Source organism: Pusillimonas caeni (assembly GCF_003545815.1).
Taxonomy (GTDB): domain Bacteria; phylum Pseudomonadota; class Gammaproteobacteria; order Burkholderiales; family Burkholderiaceae_B; genus Pusillimonas; species Pusillimonas caeni.
Genome location: NZ_PDUW01000008.1, coordinates 193,954 through 214,852 on the forward strand (window position 1 = coordinate 193,954; position 20,899 = coordinate 214,852).

Sequence of the window (20,899 nt, forward strand, 5' to 3'; positions counted from 1 at the left end):
TGCGAATCCCAATGAAAAACTCAGATGCCCCGGGCACAAGCGCTCCGCTGAGGGCCTACCGGCCCATCGTCCGGCAATCCGTCAACGAAGCGGTGTATCAAGCCCTGAGCAACAAGTTGATGCATGGCGAATACCGTGCCGGCCAGGTGCTTGGAATCCAATATCTCGCCGACGCCCTGGGCACCAGCACGATGCCTGTGCGCGAAGCCCTGCGGCGCCTGGTGGCGCAACAGGGCCTGGAGCCCTTGCGCAACGGAACGACCCGCGTGCCGCTCATCACCAAGGCGCGCCTGAACGATATCCGACGCGCCCGCGTACTGATCGAAGGCATGGTCACCGAGTGGGCGGGCCCTTGCCTTGCCTCGCAGACACTGGCCGAGCTCGAGCAACTGGCGCGGGAAATCACCCAGGCGCGCCGCACGCGCAAAGGCGTTGCCAGCAGCCTTGAAAAAAACCGGGTCTTCCACTTCACCATTTATGGCGCCGCGCAGTCTCCCGTCATGCTGGCGATGATCGAAAGCCTGTGGCTGCAGTCGGGGGCCTACCTGCGCGAGACCCGTGAATTGCTGCACACCGACGAACAGCCCGCTGATCAATTGCATGAATCCACGGTGAAAGCGCTGCGCGCCGGAGACTTCGGCAAAGCGCGCCAGTACATCCAGGAGGACATCTCCTGGGTGTTCGACCGCCTGGATCTGGCCGACTAGATCACTCTATCAATCATCAAACCCCTTAGCCTCATGCTTACAAAACATCGCTCCAAAATGGTTACCGAGGGCGCCACCCGCACACCGCATCGCGCCTTCCTGCGCGCCACCGGCCTGGACGACGACGACCTGGCCAAGTCGATGGTGGCCATCATTGGCACCGCCGGCGACAACACGCCCTGTTCCAAATCGCTGGGGCCCCAGGCGGACAGCGTCCGGTTGGGCGTGGCCGAAGGCGGCGGCGTGCCGGTCATGATGAACACCATTTCCGTGTCCGACGGCACCTCCATGAACCACGACGGCATGCGCATGAGCCTGATCTCTCGCGAGATCATCGCCGACAGCATGGAGGTGGCCGTACGCGGCCATGCCTACGACGCCTTGATAGGCCTGGGCGGCTGCGACAAGACGCTGCCCGGCACGCTGATGGCCATGGTGCGGCTGAACGTGCCCTCGGTATTCATCTACGGCGGCTCGATGCTGCCCGGATACTCGCCGGACGGCGCCGAAAATACGGTCCTTACCGCCATCGAGGGCGTGGGCCGCTACCAGACCGGCGCCATTTCCCTGGAGCAGTTGCACGGCATCGAGCGCACGTGCGCCATGACGGTGGGCTCCTGCCCGGGCCAGTTCACCGCCAACACCATGGGCATGGTGGCGGAAGCCCTGGGCCTGTCCTTTCTGGGTTCATCGACCATTCCGGCGGTGTACAGCCAGCGGCATGCCCTGGCCCGCCGCGCCGGCCGCCGCGTGATGGAAATCCTGGCCGGCGGCGGGCCGCTGCCGCGCGACCTCATCACCCGGAAAAGCCTCGAGAACGCCGCCGCCGCGGTCGCGGCCACAGGGGGCTCGACCAATGTGGCGCTGCACATTCCCGCCATTGCGCACGAGGCCGGCATCCGCTTTACCATGGACGACCTGGCCGAAGTGTTCAACCGTACGCCGCTGATTGCCGATCTGCAGCCGGGAGGGCGCTATCTCGCACGCGACCTCGACGTCATCGGCGGTGCGCCGGTGGTGTTCAACGCCCTGTTGAAAAGCGGCCACCTGCATGGCGACGCGCTCACCATCACCGGCGAAACCCTGGCCGAGGCATTGGCGCACTTTCCCGGCGCCGACGGCCGCATCGTGCGCGACAGCGCGCAGCCCATCCATGCTTCGGGCGGCCTGGTGGTCCTCAAGGGCAATCTCTGTCCGGACGGCGCATTGCTGAAGATCGCCGGCCTGAAGTCCCTCACTTTCGAAGGGCGAGCACGCGTTTTCGAAACCGAAGAAGACTGCATGCGGGTGGTATCGCAGCAGGCCTACAATGCCGGCGATGTACTGCTGATTCGCAACGAAGGGCCGAAAGGCGGGCCCGGCATGCGCGAGATGCTCAGCGTCACCGCGGCCATCTACGGCCAGGGCAATGGCGAAAAGGTGGCGCTGCTTACCGACGGCCGTTTCTCCGGCGCAACGCGCGGCATGTGCATCGGATACGCCAGTCCCGAAGCGGCCGCGGGCGGGCCCATCGGGCTGGTGCGCGACGGCGATCGCATCACCATAGACGCCACGCGCGCCAGCATCCACCTGCATGTGACCGACGAAGAACTGGTCGCTCGCAAAGCCCGATGGCAGCCGTACGCCCGCGAGCGCCTGGCCGGCGCTCTGGAGAAATACGCGCGCCTGGTGGGGCCGACCCATGAAGGCGCGGTCACCCACTCGGGCGCCGCCGAATGGCCGCTGGAAGACAACGAGGACGCATGACATGAAACTGGGATTCTGCGGTTTGGGCTTGATGGGGGCAGCCATGGTGCGGCGCCTCCTGGAAGCGGGCCATGAAGTAAAGGTATGGAACCGCTCGGCCGCGAAGGCCCAGCAGTTGGGTGCCCTCGGCGCCCAGGTAGCCGCCAGTGCGCGCGAGGCGGCCGAAGGCGTCGACGGCGTGCTGCTGTGCCTATTCGATGCCAAGGCGGTGGAAGCCGTGGTGTTCGGTCCGGAAGGCGTGGCGCAGGCAAGCGGCTTGAAGTGGCTGGCGGACCATTCCAGCATCGATCCCGAGGCGACCCGGGGCATGGCGGCCCGCTTGGCACAGGCCAGCGGCGCCGACTGGATCGATGCTCCGGTTTCGGGAGGCGTTCCCGGCGTGGAAGCCGGCACGCTGGCCATCATGGCCGGCGGGAACGAAACTTACATGCAGGACGCGGCCGCCGCAATGCGGGCCTACGCGGGCAACTTCACGCATATGGGGCCGTCGGGAGCCGGCCAGGCAACCAAGCTGTGCAACCAGACCATCGTCGCCACTGCGGTGGTGGCGCTGGCCGAAGCCATCGGCTTCGCCCAGCGCAACGGCATCGACGTACATAAACTGGCGCCCGCATTGGCCGGCGGCTGGGCGGACTCCAAGCCGCTGCAGATATTCGCTCCGCGCATGATAGACCCTCCGCCGAGCAGCATCGGCGCGCTGTCCACCATGCTCAAGGATGTCGACACCGTCATCGCCAACGCCCAGCAAAGCGGCGCGCCCATGCCCGTCACCGCCAGTGTGCAGCAGATGCTGCGCATGGCGGGCGCGCTGGGCCTAGCGCAAGCGGAACTGTCCGCGGTGGTCAGCGTCGTCATGCCCGAACAGCGCGACGCCTTCCTACGGCAGGTCGGGGGCTGAGGAAGGCCGCGCCATGCAATTATCCGCCAACCTCAGCTGGCTCTATCGGCATCTGGACTGGAGCGAGCGCTTCGAAGCCGCCGCCCGCGACGGCTTCCGGGGCGTTGAAATTCTGCTGCCCTACGATCATCCGCCTGCCTGGTACGCCCAGCGCCTGAGCGATGCGGAACTGGCGCTCACCCTCATCAATACTCCGGTCGATCAAGACCGGGGGCGCCTGGGCTGGGCGGCCGTCCCCGAGGCTCAGACGCACTTTCAGCATGCATTCGATCGCGCCCGCGCTGTGGCGCATGCCACCGGATGCCGTCGCATCCATGTGATGGCCGGGGACACGAGCGGACTATCGCCCGACGCCTGCATGGCCGCGCTGCGCCGCAACCTGGACCATGCATTGGCCGTGGCCGAAGCCGATGACCTCGTACTGACGCTGGAAGCGCTGAATCGCAGCGATATGCCGGGTTATTTCTACCATCTGCCCGAACAGGTGGTCGAAGTGCTGAGCCGGTTCGATTCGCCGCGCCTTCGCCTGCAGTTCGACTACTACCACTGCGTCAAAGAGGGGCTGGACGTGCCTTCCAGCGTCGCCGCCTGCGGACCCTGGATCGGCCATGTGCAAATCGCGGGCGCCGACGGCCGCCATGAGCCCGATCTTGGCCGGCACGGCCTGCTCGAGGGAGTGACCGCCCTGCCCGGCCTGGGCTATGACAGCTGGCTGGGTTGCGAGTACCAGCCCCGCGCCCTGCCGGCGGACGGCCTGGCATGGTGCCGGCCCTTGATCGACCGGGGGGTGCTGCAATGAAGCAGGTGTTGGTCACCGGCGCCAACGGCTACATCGGCCAGGCACTGGCCCGCGCATTGGCCAAGCGCCTTGCATCGGGCGAAATGCAAGGCCTGACCCTGACCGACCTCATGCTCGATGACCGGGCCTGCCATCACACGCCCGGCGTGCGCCTGGTGGCCGGAGACCTATGCGACAAGGCTGTGCTCGACGCCGCCCTTGCCCCTGCTCCCGATGCCGTTTTCCATCTCGCTTCCATCACCAGCCGGCGCGCCGAAGAAGACTTTGCGCTTGGACTGCGCGTCAATCTGCACGGTACCTTCGCCTTGCTCGAATACTTGCGGCGGCAGGAGCAATGCCCCGTCGTGGTGTTTGCAAGCAGCATCGGGGTATTCGGCACGCCCCTGCCCGGCCAGGTGGACGACGACACGCCGCCCGCGCCCACGCTAAGCTACGGAACACAAAAGCGCATGGTGGAACTGCTGCTTGCCGACTACAGCCGCCGCGGCTGGCTGGACGGCCGCTCCGTTCGCCTGCCCACGGTCGTCGCTCGGCCGGCCGCAGCCGATACCGCGCTGTCTTCCTTCGCCAGTTCGCTGATCCGCGCGCTGGCCGAAGGAAGCCCCTACAACTGCCCCATCGGGCCCGGGGGCTGGATGTGGCTGCTGTCCTTGCCTGCCTGTGTCGAGCATCTGATGCAGTCGGCCATGGTTGAGAACACCCAGCTGCCCGCGGGCCGGGCGTGGAATCTGCCCGCCCAGCGCATCCAGGTGGCAGAGCTGCTGCGGGCCGGGCAATCCCGCTACGGCCCCTCCGCCGATGCCAAGCTGCACTTCCAGCCCCAGCCCCAGCTCGAGAAGCAGTTCGCGCAATGGCCGCCGTTGACGACTTCGATCGCCGCGCGGCTGGGCATGTACCATGACGGCGACGTCGATACTTTGATTGAGCGGGCCCTTGCTTCCGAATCCCGCGCTTGCTGTCCCGACCCTACCACCAAAGAAAGGATTTCCTCATGAAGAACCGATGGATTTTTCGCCTGCTGGGAGTCGCTCTGGCCACTCTTACCATGGCGGCCGGCCCCGCCAAAGCCGACAAGCCCGTTGAACTGACTTTCTCGACCTGGATTCCTCATACCCACATTCTGGTCTCCAACTTCATGATGCCGTGGGCCAAAGAGGTTGAAAAGGCCACCGAAGGCCGGGTCAAGATCAACTTCCTCACCAAGCCCGCCACCAATCCGGTCGGACACCTCGATGCAGTGCGCAACGGCGTGGTCGACCTGGCGTTCATCTCGTATTCGTACTACCCCGGGCGTTTCGACCTGATGAAATTCGCCGTCCTGCCCTTCTCGGGCAACTCGGCCGAGTCGACATCGGTGGCCGCATGGCGCGTCTACGACAAATACCTGCATGGGGCCAATGAACATCGCGGCATCAAGCTGCTCGGCATCTATGGCCACGGGCCCGGCGGCGTCTACACGACTGCAAAGCACGTCGAAAAAATTGAAGACTTCGACGGCCTGAAGCTGCGCATAGGCGGCGGCATCCAGGCCGACGTGGCCAAGGCGCTCAATGTCAATGCCGTCGTCAAGCCGGCGCCCGAATCCTACGAGCTGTTGAGCACCGGGGTCGTGGACGGCGTGCTCTTTCCGCCGGAATCCGTCGCCTCCTTCCGTCTGGACACCGTCGTCAAACATGCCACTTTCTTCCCGGGCGGCCTTTACGCCGACGTGCATGGCATCATCATGAACCAGGGCGCCTTCGACCGCCTTCCCGAGCGCGACCGCGAGATACTGCTCGGCTTGTCTGGCGAGCATATTGCGCGCATGGGCGGCAAAGCCTGGGGCGACGCCGACGTCGCGGCGCTGAAGACACTGCGCGAGCACAATGTGGCGTTTCATGAGGCCAGCGACGCACTCGTGGCCGCCGTGAAAGAGCGTACGGCGAAGTTCGAACAGGCCTGGCTCGATGCCGCAAAAGAAAAGGGCATCGACGGGCCGGCCGCACTTGCAGAGTTCCGCGCCAATCTCAAAGAGCTGGAAAGCGGACGCTGATCGGCCGCGTTCCAGCCCCTGCAATCCCGCTGTGCGCCCTGCGCCTTCTCCGCTGCAATGAAGCCATAAACGATGAAAACCATTTTCCCTCTGCTGGCAGCGGCCCTTCGTCGTCTGGCCGAGCTATGCATGGCGGCCCTGGCCCTGCTGACGCTCGCCGACGTGCTGGGGCGCTATGTCTTCAATGTATCGGTGATGGGCTCCGTCGAACTCACCGAGATACTCATGGTGGGGGTCATCTTCTGCGGCATCGTACTGGCGACGATGGAACGCGCGCATGTGGTGGTGGACCTGCTGCCGCTTCCCTTCGGGGAACGCGGCGCGCGCGTCGCCCACGCCGCCACGCATCTGCTTGCAGCCGGCATCAGCGCCCTGCTTGCCGTGGTCAGCTGGAGCCAGGCCGAATCGGCCCGCGAATACGGCGACCAGACCACCATGCTGGGCCTGCCGCTGGCCCCGGCCGTTTACTTCATGAGCATCATGCTGTTCATCAACACCGCGGTGCAGCTGGGCCTGCTGCGGCGGGACCTGCGCAAAGAGGCGGCCGATGACTGAAGCGCTCATCGGCTTCGCGGCCATGCTGGCCCTGATATTTCTGCGCGTGCCGGTGGCGTTTTCCATGGCTCTGGTGGGTTTCATCGGCGTCGGGCTGATGCGCAACTGGCCGTCGGCCTATGCAATGACCGGCGCCGTAGTGCGCGAAAGCGGGTTCCAGTACCTGCTGTCGGTGCTGCCCCTGTTCATCCTGATGGGCAATTTCATCACCCGCGCCAGGTTGTCCAAGGAGCTCTATGCCGCCGCCTATGCCTTCCTGGGGCATCGCAAAGGCGGCCTGGCCATGTCCACCATCGTGGCCTGCGGCGGCTTTGGAGCGGTATGCGGATCCAGCCTCGCCACCGCCGCGACCATGTCCAAGGTGGCCTATCCCGAAATGCGCAGGCTGGGATACAGCCGCGCGCTCGCATCCGGCTCCATCGCCGCGGGCGGCACACTGGGCATATTGATTCCCCCGTCGGTGGTCATGGTGGTCTATGCGATCCTGACCGAACAGAGCATAGGCAAAATGTTCGCCGCGGGCATTCTGCCGGGCCTGCTGGCCGTCGGCTTCTATCTGCTTGCCGTGCGGTGGACCATATGGCGCGATCCCGACTCCGGGCTGCCCGGACAGCGCCTGAGCTGGATGGATCGCCTGCGCGCGCTGCGTGACGTGTGGGGCGTGCTGGTGCTGTTCGCCGTGGTCATGGGCGGCATCTACGGCGGGGTCTTCAGTTCCACCGAGGCGGCCGGCATCGGCGCCTGCGGCGCTTTCCTGTTCGCATTGCTGCGCGGCCGGCTTACCTGGCGGGTGCTGTCCGAAGTGCTGGTCGAATCGGCCCGCACCACCGGCATGCTGTTCATGGTGCTGATCGGCGCGCTGCTGTTCGCCAGTTTCATCAACTTCACCTCTTTGCCCGGCGACCTGCAGGAATGGGTGCAGCGCTTCGACATCGATCCCCTGATAGTGATACTGCTTATCTGCGCGATATACATCGTGCTGGGCAGTGTGCTCGAAAGCATGTCCATGGTCCTGCTTACGGTGCCGATCTTCTACCCCTTGGTGCAACACCTGGGCTTCGACCTGATCTGGTTCGGCATCATCGTCGTGGTGGTGACCGAGATCAGCTTCATCACGCCGCCCGTGGGCATGAATGTGATGGTGCTGAAAAGCCTTTTGCCCAACGTGACCATGCGCACGCTGTACCGGGGCGTCATCCCCTTCGTGGTGGCCGACGTCCTGCGCCTGGCGGTGCTGCTGGCCTTTCCGGCGATCTCGCTGCTGCTGCCGAGGTATCTGGGATAGCTCTTGAACGGATTCGCAACATGATCATCGACCATAGAACCTACACCATCCAGACGGGCCTGCTGCGCGACTTTCTGTCGCTCTATGCGGCGGAGGGGCTCGCCGTGCAAACTGAACACCTGGGCGCTCCGCTGGGCTACTACACCACCGAAGTCGGCGAACTGAACCAGGTGGTGCACCTGTGGGCCTACACCGACATGGCCGACCGTGAACGCCGCCGCGCCGCACTGGAGGCCGACCCGCGCTGGCTGGCCTATCGACGCAAAGCGGCGGCGGCAGGCCAGGTGCTGCGCCAGCACAACACCCTTCTCAAGCAGGTGGATTTCACCGCCTTTACGCCCGCATCATGACGCTTACCCACGAAACGCCCCCACACCGCGCCGAGGCGGCCCAGCCTCAGAAAATCCTTCAGGCCGGCCCATTGCCGCCCGGCCTGGCCGGCCAGCTGCCCACCTTGGGTCCCGTCGAGATCCTTAGCGACATGCCCGACCCGGAAGCGTTCCTGCAGGAACGAGGCGGTGACTTCGCCGTGCTGGTCACGACCGGAACGGGCGGCGCAGGCCGCTCGCTCATCGATGCACTGCCCAACCTGAAGGCCATCTGCAGCCTGGGCGTGGGCTACGACGCCATCGATATGGAGGCCGTCCGCGCCCGCGGCCTAATGGTCAGCAACACGCCGGACGTGCTCAACGATTGTGTGGCCGACCTGGCGATGGGCTTGCTCATCGACGTGGTGCGTGGCCTTTCCGCCTCCGACCGCCACGTACGGCGCGGCGACTGGAACAGGGTCGGGCCCACCCGCCCCAGCACCCGGGTAAGCGGCAAGCGCCTGGGCCTGCTGGGCATGGGCAGGATCGGCCAGGTCATTGCACGCCGCGCCACGGGCTTCGACATGGACATCCGCTATCACACGCGCAGCGCCAAACCTCATCTTCCGTGGCAGCACGAACCCTCGCTCATCGCATTGGCGCAATGGTGCGACTTTCTGATCGTGGCCTGCCCGGGCAGCCCCGAAACCTTCCATCTGGTTTCCGCCGACGTGCTCAAGGCACTCGGGCCTCAGGGATACCTCGTCAACGTCGCACGCGGCACGGTGGTGGACGAGCGCGCCCTGGTGGCCGCGCTTCAGAACGGCGAACTGGCCGGCGCCGGCCTGGACGTGTTCGAACACGAACCCGAGGTGCCCGCCGAACTGATTGTCAGCGAACAAGTGGTGTTGCTGCCCCACGTCGGCAGCGCGACCCGCGAAACCCGGGCCGCCATGTGCAATCTGGTGCTGGACAATGTGCGAGCCTTCCTGGCAGAGGGACGTCTTCTTACGCCGATCGGCCTATAACGCACCCTGCCGCCGCAGCATGTAGACTTGTCCATGGAGCCATGTGTTTTGAGAGTGCTTCGTCGACACGGAGAGTCATCATGAACAAGAAAGGCAGCGGCGCCGTTCGTATAGGCATAGGTGGCTGGTCGTATGAACCATGGCGGGGCTCCTTCTATCCCGCAAAGCATCCTCAAAAACGCGAGCTCGAGTACGCCAGCCGGCGGCTGACTTCAATTGAGATCAACAGTACCTACTATCGCGCCCAGACGCCCGAAGTCTATGCGGGCTGGTACGAGCAGACGCCCGACTCCTTCGTCTTTTCCGTCAAGGCGCCGCGCTATGCGACGCATAGAAAAGTACTGGCAGACGCGGGGGAAACGATAGAGCGCTTTCTTGCCGGTGGATTGACAGAGCTCAAGCACAAGCTCGGCCCGGTCAATTGGCAGTTCATGCCAAGCAAAGTGTTCGATGCCGACGACTTCGAAGCCTTTCTCAAGCTGCTGCCCAAAAACCTCGACGGCCTGCCCTTGCGCCACGCAGTCGAAGTGCGCCACGACAGCTTCCTGACGCCCGAATTCATTGCACTGGCTCGAGAGTACGCTGTGGCCGTGGTGACGGGCGCCGATTCAAAGCATCCGTTCATCGCCGACGTCGCCGCGCCCTTCGTCTATGTGCGGCTGATGGGTACACAGCACGACGAGCCGCTTGGCTACCCCGCGAAAGTCCTGGCACAGTGGGCCGAAAGAGCAAAGACTTGGGCCGGCGGCGCCACACCCTCGGACCTGCCCAGGCTCGCGCCCAAGTTGCCGGACACCGCCGGGCGCGACGTCTATCTCTACGTCATCGCCGGCAACAAGGTGTCCAACCCTCAGGCGGCAATGTCGCTGATCGAGCGTGTGAACTAGAGGCTGTTCACGGGCCGTAGTCCAGGGTCGCGCAAACCAGCGCATGGTCACGGCGCGGGAAGTTCGCCCATCGCCATCAACCGCTGCATCAACGCCAGCGCGTTCGGTATCGCCTCGCCCGCCGCGGTATTGTCGAAAATGCACCATACCTGCTGTCCCGACCGGCGGGCCTCGGCGATACGCATCGCTACCGCATCGATGTAGGCCTCGTCATACGCTGAGTAGTACATATGGGGCGAGCCATGCAGCCGTATATACAGAGTATGGGGATCGCCTGCCGGCTCGGCGCCGGGAACCGGCTGCGGGTCGGCCCGGACGCAGGCCACGCCCGCATCCCGCATGATTTGCTCGGCTTCCGGCGTGAGCCAGCTCGCATGGCGCGGCTCGCACACCACCGGCACGCTGGTCAGGCCGCGCAGCATGGTAAAGAACGGCACGGCGGTTGGAATCTTCAGCGCCAGACTGGGAGGAAGCTGCAGCAGCAGGCAACCCAATTTGTCGCCCAGCGAGCTTGCCTCTTCAATGAACGCATGCATGGCCGCATCGGCCTCTCGCAGCCTGAGCTCATGCGTCACCGTGCGCGGCACCTTGACACTGAAGCGGAACGCATCGGGCACGCTTTCGGCCCAACGCGCATAGGTCTTGGGAAGATGCGCGCGATAGAACGAAGAATTGATTTCCACCGACGGAAAGACCCGGGCATAGCGCTCGAGATGGCTGCCCTCGCCGGGAAAGCGCTCCGCCACCTTCGAGGACAGGGACCATCCGGCGCATCCTACGAGAATCGGCTTGACTGGGTTTTCCTGTCTGGAGTCCATGATTACTGTGTCAGCGCATGCGACTTATCCACCGAATCTGTGCGCAAGGCTGTGAATAATTATTGAACGAACGGCCGCGGGCGTGATGCCGCTTGGCGTTGGCAGTGATGGCCGAATATCGGCCATGTCGTGGACGGACTCGACAGTACATAGATCATGCTAGCAGCATACCCCCAACGCGCGGCCTTGCCCTGAACCACCCGGTCGAAACGACCGCTCCATTTGGCGCCGGATCGGTCTAGCCGGCAAAGGTATCGCAGGCCCGCAACATGCCGCTGTCAAAGCCGCGCTTGAACCATGACACCCGCTGCGCCGAACTGCCGTGCGTGAACGAATCCGGAACGACATAACCTTGGCTGCGCCGCTGAAGGGTATCGTCGCCCACGGCGGCGGCCGCGTCCAGCGCCTCCTGCATATCGCCGGGCTCGAGAATCTCCCGCTGTGCATTGGCGTGATGCGCCCAGACGCCCGCATAGCAATCCGCCTGCAGCTCCAGCCTCACCGAGGCGGCATTGCCGCCTTGTTGCGATCCGCGCATCTGTTCGGCGCGCTGCATGGCCCCCAGCTGGTTCTGCACATGATGGCCGATCTCGTGGGCAAGCACATAAGCTTGCGCAAAATCGCCCGGCGCATTCAGCTGCTGCTCCAGTTCATCGAAAAAAGACAGGTCGATGTAGACCTTCTGATCGCCGGGACAATAGAAAGGCCCCATGGCCGACTGACCCGTGCCGCAGGCCGTCGGCGTAGCGCCCCGGAACAACACCAGCGTCGGTGCGCGATATTGGCCGGTGGTCTGTTCCATGAACACCTGGTTCCAGACGTCTTCCGTCTCGCCCAATATCCTGGCCACGAACTGCCCCTGCGCGTCCGTGGGGGCACCATGCTGCCCCTCCACCTGCGCCGTCGGCGCGACCTGATCCTCCATCTGCAGCACGACGTTCGGATCGACACCGAAATACACGGCGATCAATGCCAGTACGATGGTGCCGATACCAATGCTCCGCCGCCCCACCTGGCGTCCGAGACTGCGTCGGTCATCGATGTTCTGGCTGGCTCGCGATCTGTTGAGGCGCATGGCGGATTCCGATACGAAGTGACGATGCAGCTAATTTAACGCCAAAACGGGCGCTTAGGGATTCGCATAACGCCTGCCTCCCTCAACTGGAGGCGCCTGCCCTGTAGTTCGAGACTCATGGGCATCAGCCGATCCGCAGGGACTTGATCTTGTCGGCCTCCAGGTCGAATACATGATCGAGCCGCACCGGGCTACCGGGGAAGTTGCCGACAACGTTGGCCGTGACCGTCAGCCGATCACCATCTCGGGACGCGCTGACAGGCTCAACGATGTACTCGAATTTCGCGCGCGCCTCGCGTTGCCAGAGGTGGATGGCATCGTGGCCGTGGTACGTCCTGCCTTCGTCGACTACAACCGCGTCCCGAGTGAAACATCGGGCAAGCCGAGTAATATCCGAGCCATTGCTGATATCGAAATAGGCGGAAACCGGATCCGGAAGTGAAAGACTCATGACAGCATTCTCGCTATGTTTTGCCGTATAGGCATTTTCGTCATAGACTAGTTAATTATCAAGAACGCACCAAAAAGTAAGCTACTGTCTTATGGGAAATACCCACACGCCGGCGAGCGCCGCACTCGGGGTCGAAGAGGTTCTTCGGATGCTGGAAGGGCGATGGAAGCTGATCATTCTTTTCCATCTCTTCGACGGAAAAGTACAGCGCTATTCGGACTTAGAGAAACTGATCCCCGGCATTTCCCAAAAAATGCTGGCCCAGCAACTTAGGCAATTGGAAGCTGACGGACTCGTCTCGCGGAAGCTGTATCCGCAGGTACCTCCGAAGGTTGAGTATCGCCTGACAGAATGGGGGCAAGCCTTGTGTCCCGCTTTGGACGCGATACTCAAATGGGCGGAGCAGCGTGAGGCCCTGCTTGCGAAAGGACGTTTCCTCACTCCCACTCGATAGTAGCAGGCGGCTTGCTAGACACGTCATACGTCACCCGATTGATCCCCCGCACCTCATTAATGATCCGCGAGGACACCTTCTTCAGCAGCGAATACGGCAGTTCCGCCCAGTCCGCCGTCATGAAGTCCGACGTCTGCACGGCGCGCAGCGCCACCACATAATCGTAGGTGCGGCCGTCGCCCATGACGCCGACCGACTTCACCGGCAGGAAGACCGCAAAGGCCTGGGACGTGAGGTCGTACCAGTTCTTGCCGCTGACGGGGTCTTCGGCGCGGCGCAGTTCTTCGATGAAGATGGCGTCGGCGCGGCGCAGCAGGTCGGCGTATTCATGCTTGACCTCGCCCAGGATGCGCACGCCCAGGCCCGGACCGGGGAAGGGATGGCGGTAGACCATGGCGGGCGGCAGGCCCAGGGCGACGCCCAGCTTGCGGACTTCGTCCTTGAACAGCTCGCGCAGGGGCTCGAGCAGCTTGAGGTTGAGGGTGTCGGGCAGGCCGCCGACGTTGTGGTGCGACTTGATGGCGGCGGCCTTGCCGGTCTTGGCGCCGGCCGATTCGATGACGTCGGGATAGATGGTGCCCTGGGCGAGCCAGCGGGCGTTGGCGAGCTTGCCGGCTTCGGCCTGGAAGACTTCGACGAATTCTTTGCCGATGATCTTGCGCTTCTGCTCGGGGTCGGTGACGCCGGCCAGCTTGCTCATGAACTGTTCGGTGGCATCGATGTGGATGATCTTCATGCCGAAGTGGTCGCCGAAGGTGGTCATGACCTGGTCGGCTTCGTTCAGGCGCAGCAGGCCGTGGTCGACGAAGACGCAGGTGAGCTGGTCGCCGATGGCCTTGTGGATGAGTGCAGCGGCCACGGAGGAATCGACGCCGCCCGAAAGCCCCAGAATGACCTCATCGCTGCCCACTTGGGCGCGGATGGCGGCGACGGCTTCTTCGACGTAGTCGGGCATGTTCCAGTCGCCGGCGCAGCCGCAGATTTCATGGACGAAGCGCGACAAAAGGGCCTGGCCCTGGGTGGTGTGGGTGACTTCGGGGTGGAACTGCACGCCGTAGAAGCCGCGTTCTTCGTCGGCCATGCCGGCGATGGGGCAGGATTCGGTCGAGGCCATCAGCTTGAAGCCGGGGGGCAGTTCGGTGACCTTGTCGCCATGGCTCATCCACACCTTGAGCATGCCGTAGCCTTCGGTGGTGGTGAAGTCTTCGATGCCCTCGAGCAAGCGGGTGTGGCCGCGGGCGCGCACCTCGGCGTAGCCGAACTCGCGCTTGTCGGACCACTCTACCCTGCCGCCCAGCTGCATGGCCATGGACTGCATGCCGTAGCAGATGCCCAGCACGGGCACGCTGGCCTCGAACACGGCGGCCGGCACGCGCAGGGAGTCCTCGCTGTAGGCCGAGGCATGGCTGCCGGAAAGAATGATGCCGCGCAGGTTCTCCTGACTCTTGACGAAGCCATCATCGACATCGCCCGGATGGATTTCGCAGAACACGCCCGCTTCGCGCACACGGCGCGCGATCAATTGGGTTACCTGCGAACCGTAGTCAAGTATGAGGATTTTCTGGTGCATGATGGCTGGGTGGTTTGAGAGCGCCACCCGAAGGTGGCGCATTATTTGTCAGCGAAGTACCGTGAGGGAAATCAATCCGCCCGGTAGTTCGGCGCTTCTTTGGTGATCTGCACGTCGTGCACGTGCGATTCGCGCACGCCGGCCGAGGTGATCTCGACAAACTCGGCCTTGGTGCGCATTTCCTGGATGGACTTGCAGCCGCAGTAGCCCATGGATGCCCGGATGCCGCCCACCAATTGATAGATGATGGCGATGACGCTGCCCTTGTAGGGCACGCGGCCTTCGATGCCCTCGGGCACGAGCTTGTCGGCGTTGTTGGCCGGGTCCTGGAAGTAGCGGTCGGCGGAGCCGTCGCTCATGGCGCCCACGCTACCCATGCCGCGATACGATTTGTACGAGCGTCCCTGGTACAGCACGACGTCGCCCGGCGCTTCTTCGGTGCCGGCGAACATGCCGCCCATCATGCAGGTGAAGGCGCCGGCCGCCAGGGCCTTGGAGACGTCGCCCGAGTAGCGGATGCCGCCGTCGGCGATCAGGGGAACGCCGGTGCCTTCCAGCGCTTTGGCCACGTCGGAAATGGCGGTGATCTGGGGCACGCCCACGCCCGCGACGATACGCGTGGTGCAGATGGAGCCGGGACCGATACCGACCTTGACGGCGTCGGCGCCCGCTTCGACCAGCGCAAGCGCGGCTTCGGCGGTGGCGATGTTGCCGCCCACGACCTGGATGCGCGGATAGTTGCGCTTGACCCAGCGCACGCGCTCGATTACGCCGGCCGAATGGCCATGGGCCGTATCGACCACGATGACGTCGACGCCCGCGTTGGCGAGTTTCTCGGCGCGCTCTTCGGTGCCCTCGCCCACGCCCACGGCGGCGCCTACGCGCAGCTGGCCCTGGGCATCTTTGGAGGCAATGGGATGCTCGGTGTTCTTGACGATGTCCTTGACGGTGGCCAGGCCGCGCAGCTCGAATTTGTCGTTGACGATCAGCACGCGCTCGAGGCGGTGCTTGTGCATCAGGGCCTGGGCCTCATCCAGCGTACCGCCCTCGTCCATGGTGACGAGGCGCTCTTGCGGCGTCATGATGTCGCGCAGGGAAACGTCGAGGCGGTCTTCGAAACGCAGGTCGCGGTTGGTGACGATGCCCACCAGCTTGCCGCCTTCGACCACGGGCAGGCCCGAGATGCCGTGCTGGCGCTGCAATGCGATGGCGTCGCGCACCTTCATGGTGGGCGTGACCGTGACCGGGTCGATGACGATGCCGAACTCGTGCCGCTTGACGCGGGCGACTTCACGCGCCTGCTGGTCGGCGCTGAGGTTCTTGTGAATGATGCCGATGCCGCCCTCTTGCGCCATGGCGATGGCCAGACGCGCTTCGGTAACCGTGTCCATGGCCGCCGAGACGAGCGGAATATTGAGCGTGATGTCGCGGGTGAACTGGGTAAGCAGTGAAGTGTCGCGAGGCAGAACCTCGGAATAGGCAGGGACCAACAACACATCGTCGAAGGTCAGTGCTTTTTTGATGAGCCGCATTCGATAACTCCGTGCACAAAGCAAGATTATACGCTTATCCCAGCCACACCCGGGCGTTGCGGAACATGCGCATCCAGGGGCTGGCGTCGCCGCCGGCGTCCCGGGCGCCCCAGCGTTCGGGGTGCCACGACATCATCACATTGCGGGTGACGCGCTCGGGGTGCGGCATCATCACGGTGAACCGGCCGTCGGCCGTGGTGGCGCCCGCCAGCCCGTCGGGGCTGCCGTTGGGATTGTAGGGATAGGTTTCGGTGCGCCGGCCCTGGTTGTCGACATAATGCAGAGCGCCCGCGACGCGGGTCAGGTCGCCCTGGGTCTGGAAGTCGGCGTAGCCTTCACCATGGGCGACGGCGATCGGCACCCGGGTGCCCGCCATTCCTTTCAGGAACAGCGAAGGCGAGTCGGCGATCTCCACCATGGACAGGCGGGCCTCGTATTTCTCGGACAGATTGCGCGTGAAGCGGGGCCAGTGGTCCGCGCCGGGAATCATGTCGGCCAGGGTGGCCATCATCTGGCAGCCATTGCACACGCCCAGGGCGAAGGTGTCTGCGCGCTGGAAGTAGGCGGCGAACTGCTCGGCCAGCCGGGGATTGAAGCGGATGGTGCGCGCCCAGCCTTCGCCCGCGCCCAGCACGTCGCCGTAGCTGAAGCCGCCCACGGCCACCAGGCCCTGCACGTCGTCCAGCCGGATGCGGCCGGACAGCAGGTCGGTCATGTGCACGTCCCAGGCTTCGAAGCCGGACTTGTCGAAGGCCCAGGCCATCTCGACCTGGCTGTTGCAGCCCTGTTCGCGCAGTATGGCGACGCGCGGGCGCTTGCCGGTAGCGATGAAAGGCGCCGCGATGTCCTCTTGCGGGTCGAAATTCACGATCGGGCTGAAGCCGGGGTCTTCCGTGTTTTTCCAGACGTCGAACTCGGCCTGGGCGCAGGCCGGGTTGTCGCGCAGCGCCATGATGCGGCGGCTGACCTCGCTCCATTGCTGGGCCAGCTCGGCGCGTGCGCGGCTGTAGACGCATTTGCCGTCGCGGTAGATCTGGATCTCGTCCAGTGTGTTCAGGCTGCCCACCACATGCGAATGCACCGACAGGCCGGCCTCGCGCAAAGTCTGCATGACGGCATCGCGCTGCGCCAGCGGCACCTGCAGCACGGCGCCCGCCTCTTCGGCGAACAAGGCCTTCAGGCTCAATTCGTCGCGCTGCACGGCCACCTGCTCGGGCCGTATCTTGTAGTCGCCCCAATCGGCGGCATGGGGATCGATGGTCAGCATGTCGAGGTTGAGCGAAACGCCCACCCTGCCCGCAAAAGCCATCTCGCAGACCGTGGCCAGCAGGCCGCCGTCCGAGCGGTCGTGATAGGCCAGCACCCTGCCCTCGTCCGCCAGCTTGCGCACCACGCCGAAGAAGCCGGCCAGCATGGCGGCATCGTCGATGTCGGGGGCCGCGTCGCCTGTCTGATTGAACACCTGCGCCAGCACCGAGCCGCCCAGCCGGTTGCGGCCCTGTCCCAGATCGACCAGGATCAGCACCGTGTCGCCGGCGTCGGCACGCAATTGCGGCGTCAAGGTCGCGCGCACGTCCCGCACAGGCGCGAAAGCGGTCACGATCAAGGACACCGGCGATATCACTTCGCGCGCGCCGTCCTGCTCCTGCCAGGTGGTGCGCATCGAGAGAGAGTCTTTTCCGACCGGTATGGAAAGGTCGAGCGCCTGGCACCACTCGCTGACCGCCGACACGGTGTCGTACAGCGCCGCGTCCTGGCCCTCGACGCCGCAGGCCGCCATCCAGTTGGCTGAAAGCTTGATGTCCTTGAGCGAACGCACGTCCGCCGCGGCGAGGTTGGTCAGCGCCTCGGCCACCGCCATGCGGCCGGACGCCGGAGCGTCGATCACGGCCAGCGGCGTGCGCTCGCCCATGGCCATGGCCTCGCCGCGCACACCCTCGAAGTCGGCCAGGGTGACGGCGCAGTCGGCCACCGGCACTTGCCAGGGCCCCACCATCTGGTCGCGGCTGCTGAGGCCGCCGACGCTGCGGTCGCCGATGGTGATGAGGAAGGTCTTGTTGGCCACCGTCGGATGGCGCAGCACCCGCTCGACGGCCTCTTCCAGAGGCAGGCCCACGACGTCCACGGGCTGATGCAAGGCCTTGGTCCGCCGCACGTCGCGCGTCATGCGGGGCGGCTTGCCCAGGATGACGTCGATGGGCACGTCCACCGGACGCGGGTCATGGGCCGGTTGGCCTTGCGGCGCCTGCGCCACGCCGGGCAGGTCCTCGCCCAGGGTCACGCGCAGCCGGCGCTCTTCTGTGGCGACGCCCACCACGGCGTACGGACAGCGCTCGCGGTCGGCGATGGCCGCGAAGCGCGGCAGGTCTTCGGGCAAGATGGCCAGGACATAGCGCTCCTGCGCCTCGTTGCTCCATATCTCTGCGGCCGACATGCCCGACTCTTCGAGATGCACCTGCGTCAGCTCGAAGATGGCGCCGCGCCCGGCATCGTTCACCAGTTCCGGAAAGGCGTTGGAGAGTCCGCCGGCGCCGACGTCATGGATGGCAATGATGGGATTGCGTTCGCCCTGCTGCCAGCAGCGGTCGATGACTTCTTGCGCACGCCGTTCAATTTCGGGATTGCCGCGCTGCACGGAATCGAAGTCCAGTTCGGCGCTGTTGGCGCCCACGCTCATGCTGGAAGCCGCCCCGCCGCCCATGCCGATGCGCATGCCTGGGCCGCCCAGTTGCACCAGCAGCGCGCCGGGAGGAATCGGATCCTTGTGCGTCAGGCGCTGGTCGATGGCGCCCAGGCCGCCCGCAATCATGATGGGCTTGTGGTAGCCCCAGCGGCTGCCCGCCGCCTGCAGCTCGTAGCTGCGGAAGTAGCCCAGCAGATTGGGCCGGCCGAACTCGTTGTTGAAGGCCGCGCCGCCTATGGGCCCTTCGATCATGATGTCCAGCGGGCTGGCAATGCGCTCCGGCAGGCCGTGCGTCTCGGCCTCCCAGGGCTCGAGGGCGTCGGCGAAGCGAAGATTCGAGACCGTGAAGCCGGTCAGCCCCGCCTTGGGCTTGGAGCCGCGCCCCGTGGCGCCCTCGTCGCGGATCTCGCCGCCGGCGCCCGTGGCCGCGCCCGGAAACGGGGCGATGGCGGTCGGATGGTTGTGGGTCTCGACCTTCATCAGCGTATGCATGACGGCGTCGTGGCTGGCATAAGCGGTGGCGCCGGGTTCGTTCGAATCGGGCGATGCGCCGGCATGGAAGACGCTGGCGGCGCCGCCGGCCATGATGGCCGCATTGTCCGAATAGGCCACGATGGTGCCCTCGGGCTGGGCCGCGTGAGTCGCCCGGATCATGCCGAACAGCGTATTGGGCTGCTCGACGCCGTCGATCACCCATTTGGCGTTGAAGATCTTGTGGCGGCAGTGCTCGCTGTTGGCCTGGGCGAACATCATCAATTCGACGTCGGTGGGATTGCGGCCCAGCTGGCGGAAGGATTCGTCCAGGTATTCGACTTCGTCTTCGGACAGCGCCAGGCCCAATTCGACGTTGGCGTCCACCAGGGCCTGTCGGCCCCGGCCCATGACGTCCACCGTCTGCATGGGCTTGCCGGGCAGGGAGGCGAACAGCTCGGCGCCATCGAAGCGTTCGTCGACCACGGTTTCGGTCATGCGGTCGTGCAGGCAGGCGGCGATCCGGCCCAACTGCTCGGCGTTGATGCTCTGGCTGCCCAGCAGCCCGCGCGTGGGCTTGATGGTGTAACGGACGCCCCGCTCGATGCGCCGCACCTGCGGCAGTCCGCAGTTATGGGCGATGTCGGTGGCCTTGCTGGCCCACGGCGAAACCGTGCCCAGCCGGGGAATCACGCGCAGGGTGAGCGCATGGCGGTCTTCTTTCTGCGGCGGAACGGGCGCGCCGTAATCCAGCAGCGCGGCCAGCTTGTCCTGCTGGCCGGTTTCCAGGTCGGATTCGACCCAGACAAAGTGTTCGTACTGCCCCTGGATATCGGAAACCGGCAGGTCCAGCTCGGCAAATCGTTTGAGAAGGCGCTCGCGGCGGAACGGCGACAAGACCACGGAACCGGGGAAATGCTGGATGGAAGTCACGATAGGAGGGGCAAAAATGGCTGGGATTAGTGGAATCCCTTATTTTAGCGGGTTAAGTTCGAGTCGGGTGGGGCCTGTAGGGATGGCCGCCTTCGTGGCGGATTGCTGCCGAGCTCTGGCTCCGTGGTTCTTGCCTTCCTCTGTTTTTCTCGTTGCTCCGTTGTTCTTGTTGCTACGTCGTTCTTGTAGGGTTTGATATCTGAGTTCTAAAGAGCCGTCTGGGACAAAGCCCTTTTGGCCGGGCGGTCGGACGGTCCGAGGCAGCGCCCTCCAACGCCCGGCCAAAAGGGCTTTGTCCCAGACGGCTTGCATTGGCGGCCGGCCGCGGTTTCGGGGGATCTCAAGACTGTGGTGGTATTGCGAATGCGGGAAGGTCTTTAATCTACGATCTAACACGAATGTGGTGGCTCTTAGCATCACGGAATTTCGCCATGCCACATCACACATTCCAGGACGCCGGCTTGCCGGCTTGTATGGCTTGCCCAAACCTGAGCCGCTGGAGGCGGCAGCGCTTGTACCGGGCGTTGGAGGGCGCTGCCTCGGACTGTCGTGGTCAAGTTTTCGTGGACACCGTTTTAGGTGTATTGGCCTTCAATCCAGCCTCGTAGTGGGCTGGAGTCAGATAGCCCAGCGCTGAGTGCAAGCGCTGGGTGTTGTAGAAGTTCTC

Annotated in this window: 18 protein-coding genes; 12 read left to right on the top strand and 6 right to left on the bottom strand. The window is 64.6% G+C overall.

The annotated features are described in order from the left end of the window. The first annotated feature begins 11 nt into the window (after positions 1 to 11). From CSC67_RS17245 to CSC67_RS17295, 11 genes are all read left to right on the top strand, one after another. On the top strand, positions 12 to 707 hold the full coding sequence (locus CSC67_RS17245) for a GntR family transcriptional regulator (protein ID WP_118995684.1): 696 nt from the start codon (positions 12 to 14) through the stop codon (positions 705 to 707). Between the two features lie 33 nt (positions 708 to 740). Then, complete coding sequence (ilvD, locus tag CSC67_RS17250) at positions 741 to 2,453, top strand: dihydroxy-acid dehydratase (protein ID WP_118995685.1); 1,713 nt, start codon at positions 741 to 743, stop codon at positions 2,451 to 2,453. 1 nt (position 2,454) lies between these two features. Then, positions 2,455 to 3,351: an NAD(P)-dependent oxidoreductase gene (locus CSC67_RS17255; RefSeq protein ID WP_118995686.1), complete on the top strand. Its 897-nt coding sequence runs from the start codon at positions 2,455 to 2,457 to the stop codon at positions 3,349 to 3,351. Positions 3,352 to 3,364: 13 nt separating this feature from the next. After that, on the top strand, positions 3,365 to 4,150 hold the full coding sequence (locus CSC67_RS17260; RefSeq protein WP_118995687.1) for a hydroxypyruvate isomerase family protein: 786 nt from the start codon (positions 3,365 to 3,367) through the stop codon (positions 4,148 to 4,150). Further along, positions 4,147 to 5,145, top strand: coding sequence for an NAD-dependent epimerase/dehydratase family protein (locus CSC67_RS17265; protein ID WP_118995688.1), 999 nt, complete (start codon positions 4,147 to 4,149; stop codon positions 5,143 to 5,145). The genes CSC67_RS17260 and CSC67_RS17265 overlap by 4 nt, the downstream gene beginning before the upstream one ends. After that, a complete protein-coding gene (locus CSC67_RS17270; protein ID WP_118995689.1) occupies positions 5,142 to 6,182 on the top strand; it encodes a TRAP transporter substrate-binding protein in 1,041 nt (346 codons plus the stop codon). Before CSC67_RS17265 ends, CSC67_RS17270 begins: the two co-directional genes overlap by 4 nt. Before the next feature lie 72 nt (positions 6,183 to 6,254). Further along, positions 6,255 to 6,737, top strand: coding sequence for a TRAP transporter small permease (locus CSC67_RS17275; RefSeq protein WP_118995690.1), 483 nt, complete (start codon positions 6,255 to 6,257; stop codon positions 6,735 to 6,737). Then, complete coding sequence (locus CSC67_RS17280) at positions 6,730 to 8,022, top strand: TRAP transporter large permease (protein ID WP_118995691.1); 1,293 nt, start codon at positions 6,730 to 6,732, stop codon at positions 8,020 to 8,022. The genes CSC67_RS17275 and CSC67_RS17280 overlap by 8 nt, the downstream gene beginning before the upstream one ends. Before the next feature lie 20 nt (positions 8,023 to 8,042). Continuing rightward, positions 8,043 to 8,372 carry an NIPSNAP family protein gene (locus CSC67_RS17285; protein WP_118995692.1) on the top strand — a complete coding sequence of 110 codons (330 nt, stop codon included), beginning with the start codon at positions 8,043 to 8,045 and terminating at the stop codon, positions 8,370 to 8,372. Then, entirely contained in the window at positions 8,369 to 9,358 is a 990-nt protein-coding gene (locus CSC67_RS17290) for a 2-hydroxyacid dehydrogenase (protein WP_118995693.1), read from the top strand. Before CSC67_RS17285 ends, CSC67_RS17290 begins: the two co-directional genes overlap by 4 nt. 80 nt (positions 9,359 to 9,438) lie before the next feature. Beyond that, entirely contained in the window at positions 9,439 to 10,245 is an 807-nt protein-coding gene (locus CSC67_RS17295; protein ID WP_118995694.1) for a DUF72 domain-containing protein, read from the top strand. Positions 10,246 to 10,292: 47 nt separating this feature from the next. Here CSC67_RS17295 and CSC67_RS17300 read toward each other — a convergent pair whose 3' ends face one another. The 3 genes from CSC67_RS17300 to CSC67_RS17310 form a co-directional block, all read right to left on the bottom strand. Next, entirely contained in the window at positions 10,293 to 11,063 is a 771-nt protein-coding gene (locus tag CSC67_RS17300; RefSeq protein WP_118995695.1) for a DUF72 domain-containing protein, read from the bottom strand. 238 nt (positions 11,064 to 11,301) lie between these two features. Next, complete coding sequence (gene ypfJ / locus CSC67_RS17305; protein ID WP_118995696.1) at positions 11,302 to 12,138, bottom strand: KPN_02809 family neutral zinc metallopeptidase; 837 nt, start codon at positions 12,136 to 12,138, stop codon at positions 11,302 to 11,304. A 124-nt stretch (positions 12,139 to 12,262) separates the two neighbouring features. Then, complete coding sequence (locus CSC67_RS17310; RefSeq protein WP_118995697.1) at positions 12,263 to 12,589, bottom strand: nuclear transport factor 2 family protein; 327 nt, start codon at positions 12,587 to 12,589, stop codon at positions 12,263 to 12,265. Between the two features lie 91 nt (positions 12,590 to 12,680). Between CSC67_RS17310 and CSC67_RS17315 the strand changes: the two genes are divergently transcribed. After that, complete coding sequence (locus CSC67_RS17315; protein WP_118995698.1) at positions 12,681 to 13,043, top strand: winged helix-turn-helix transcriptional regulator; 363 nt, start codon at positions 12,681 to 12,683, stop codon at positions 13,041 to 13,043. On the opposite strand, the gene guaA is transcribed toward CSC67_RS17315, so the two are convergent. From guaA to purL, 3 genes are all read right to left on the bottom strand, one after another. Continuing rightward, positions 13,027 to 14,613, bottom strand: a complete 1,587-nt coding sequence (gene guaA / locus CSC67_RS17320; RefSeq protein ID WP_118995699.1) for a glutamine-hydrolyzing GMP synthase — start codon at positions 14,611 to 14,613, stop codon at positions 13,027 to 13,029. The two genes, CSC67_RS17315 and guaA, sit on opposite strands and share 17 nt — an antisense overlap. A gap of 71 nt (positions 14,614 to 14,684) precedes the next feature. Next, complete coding sequence (guaB, locus tag CSC67_RS17325) at positions 14,685 to 16,145, bottom strand: IMP dehydrogenase (RefSeq protein ID WP_118995700.1); 1,461 nt, start codon at positions 16,143 to 16,145, stop codon at positions 14,685 to 14,687. A gap of 34 nt (positions 16,146 to 16,179) precedes the next feature. Further along, positions 16,180 to 20,232 carry a phosphoribosylformylglycinamidine synthase gene (purL, locus tag CSC67_RS17330; RefSeq protein ID WP_118995701.1) on the bottom strand — a complete coding sequence of 1,351 codons (4,053 nt, stop codon included), beginning with the start codon at positions 20,230 to 20,232 and terminating at the stop codon, positions 16,180 to 16,182. Between the last annotated feature and the right edge of the window lie 667 nt (positions 20,233 to 20,899).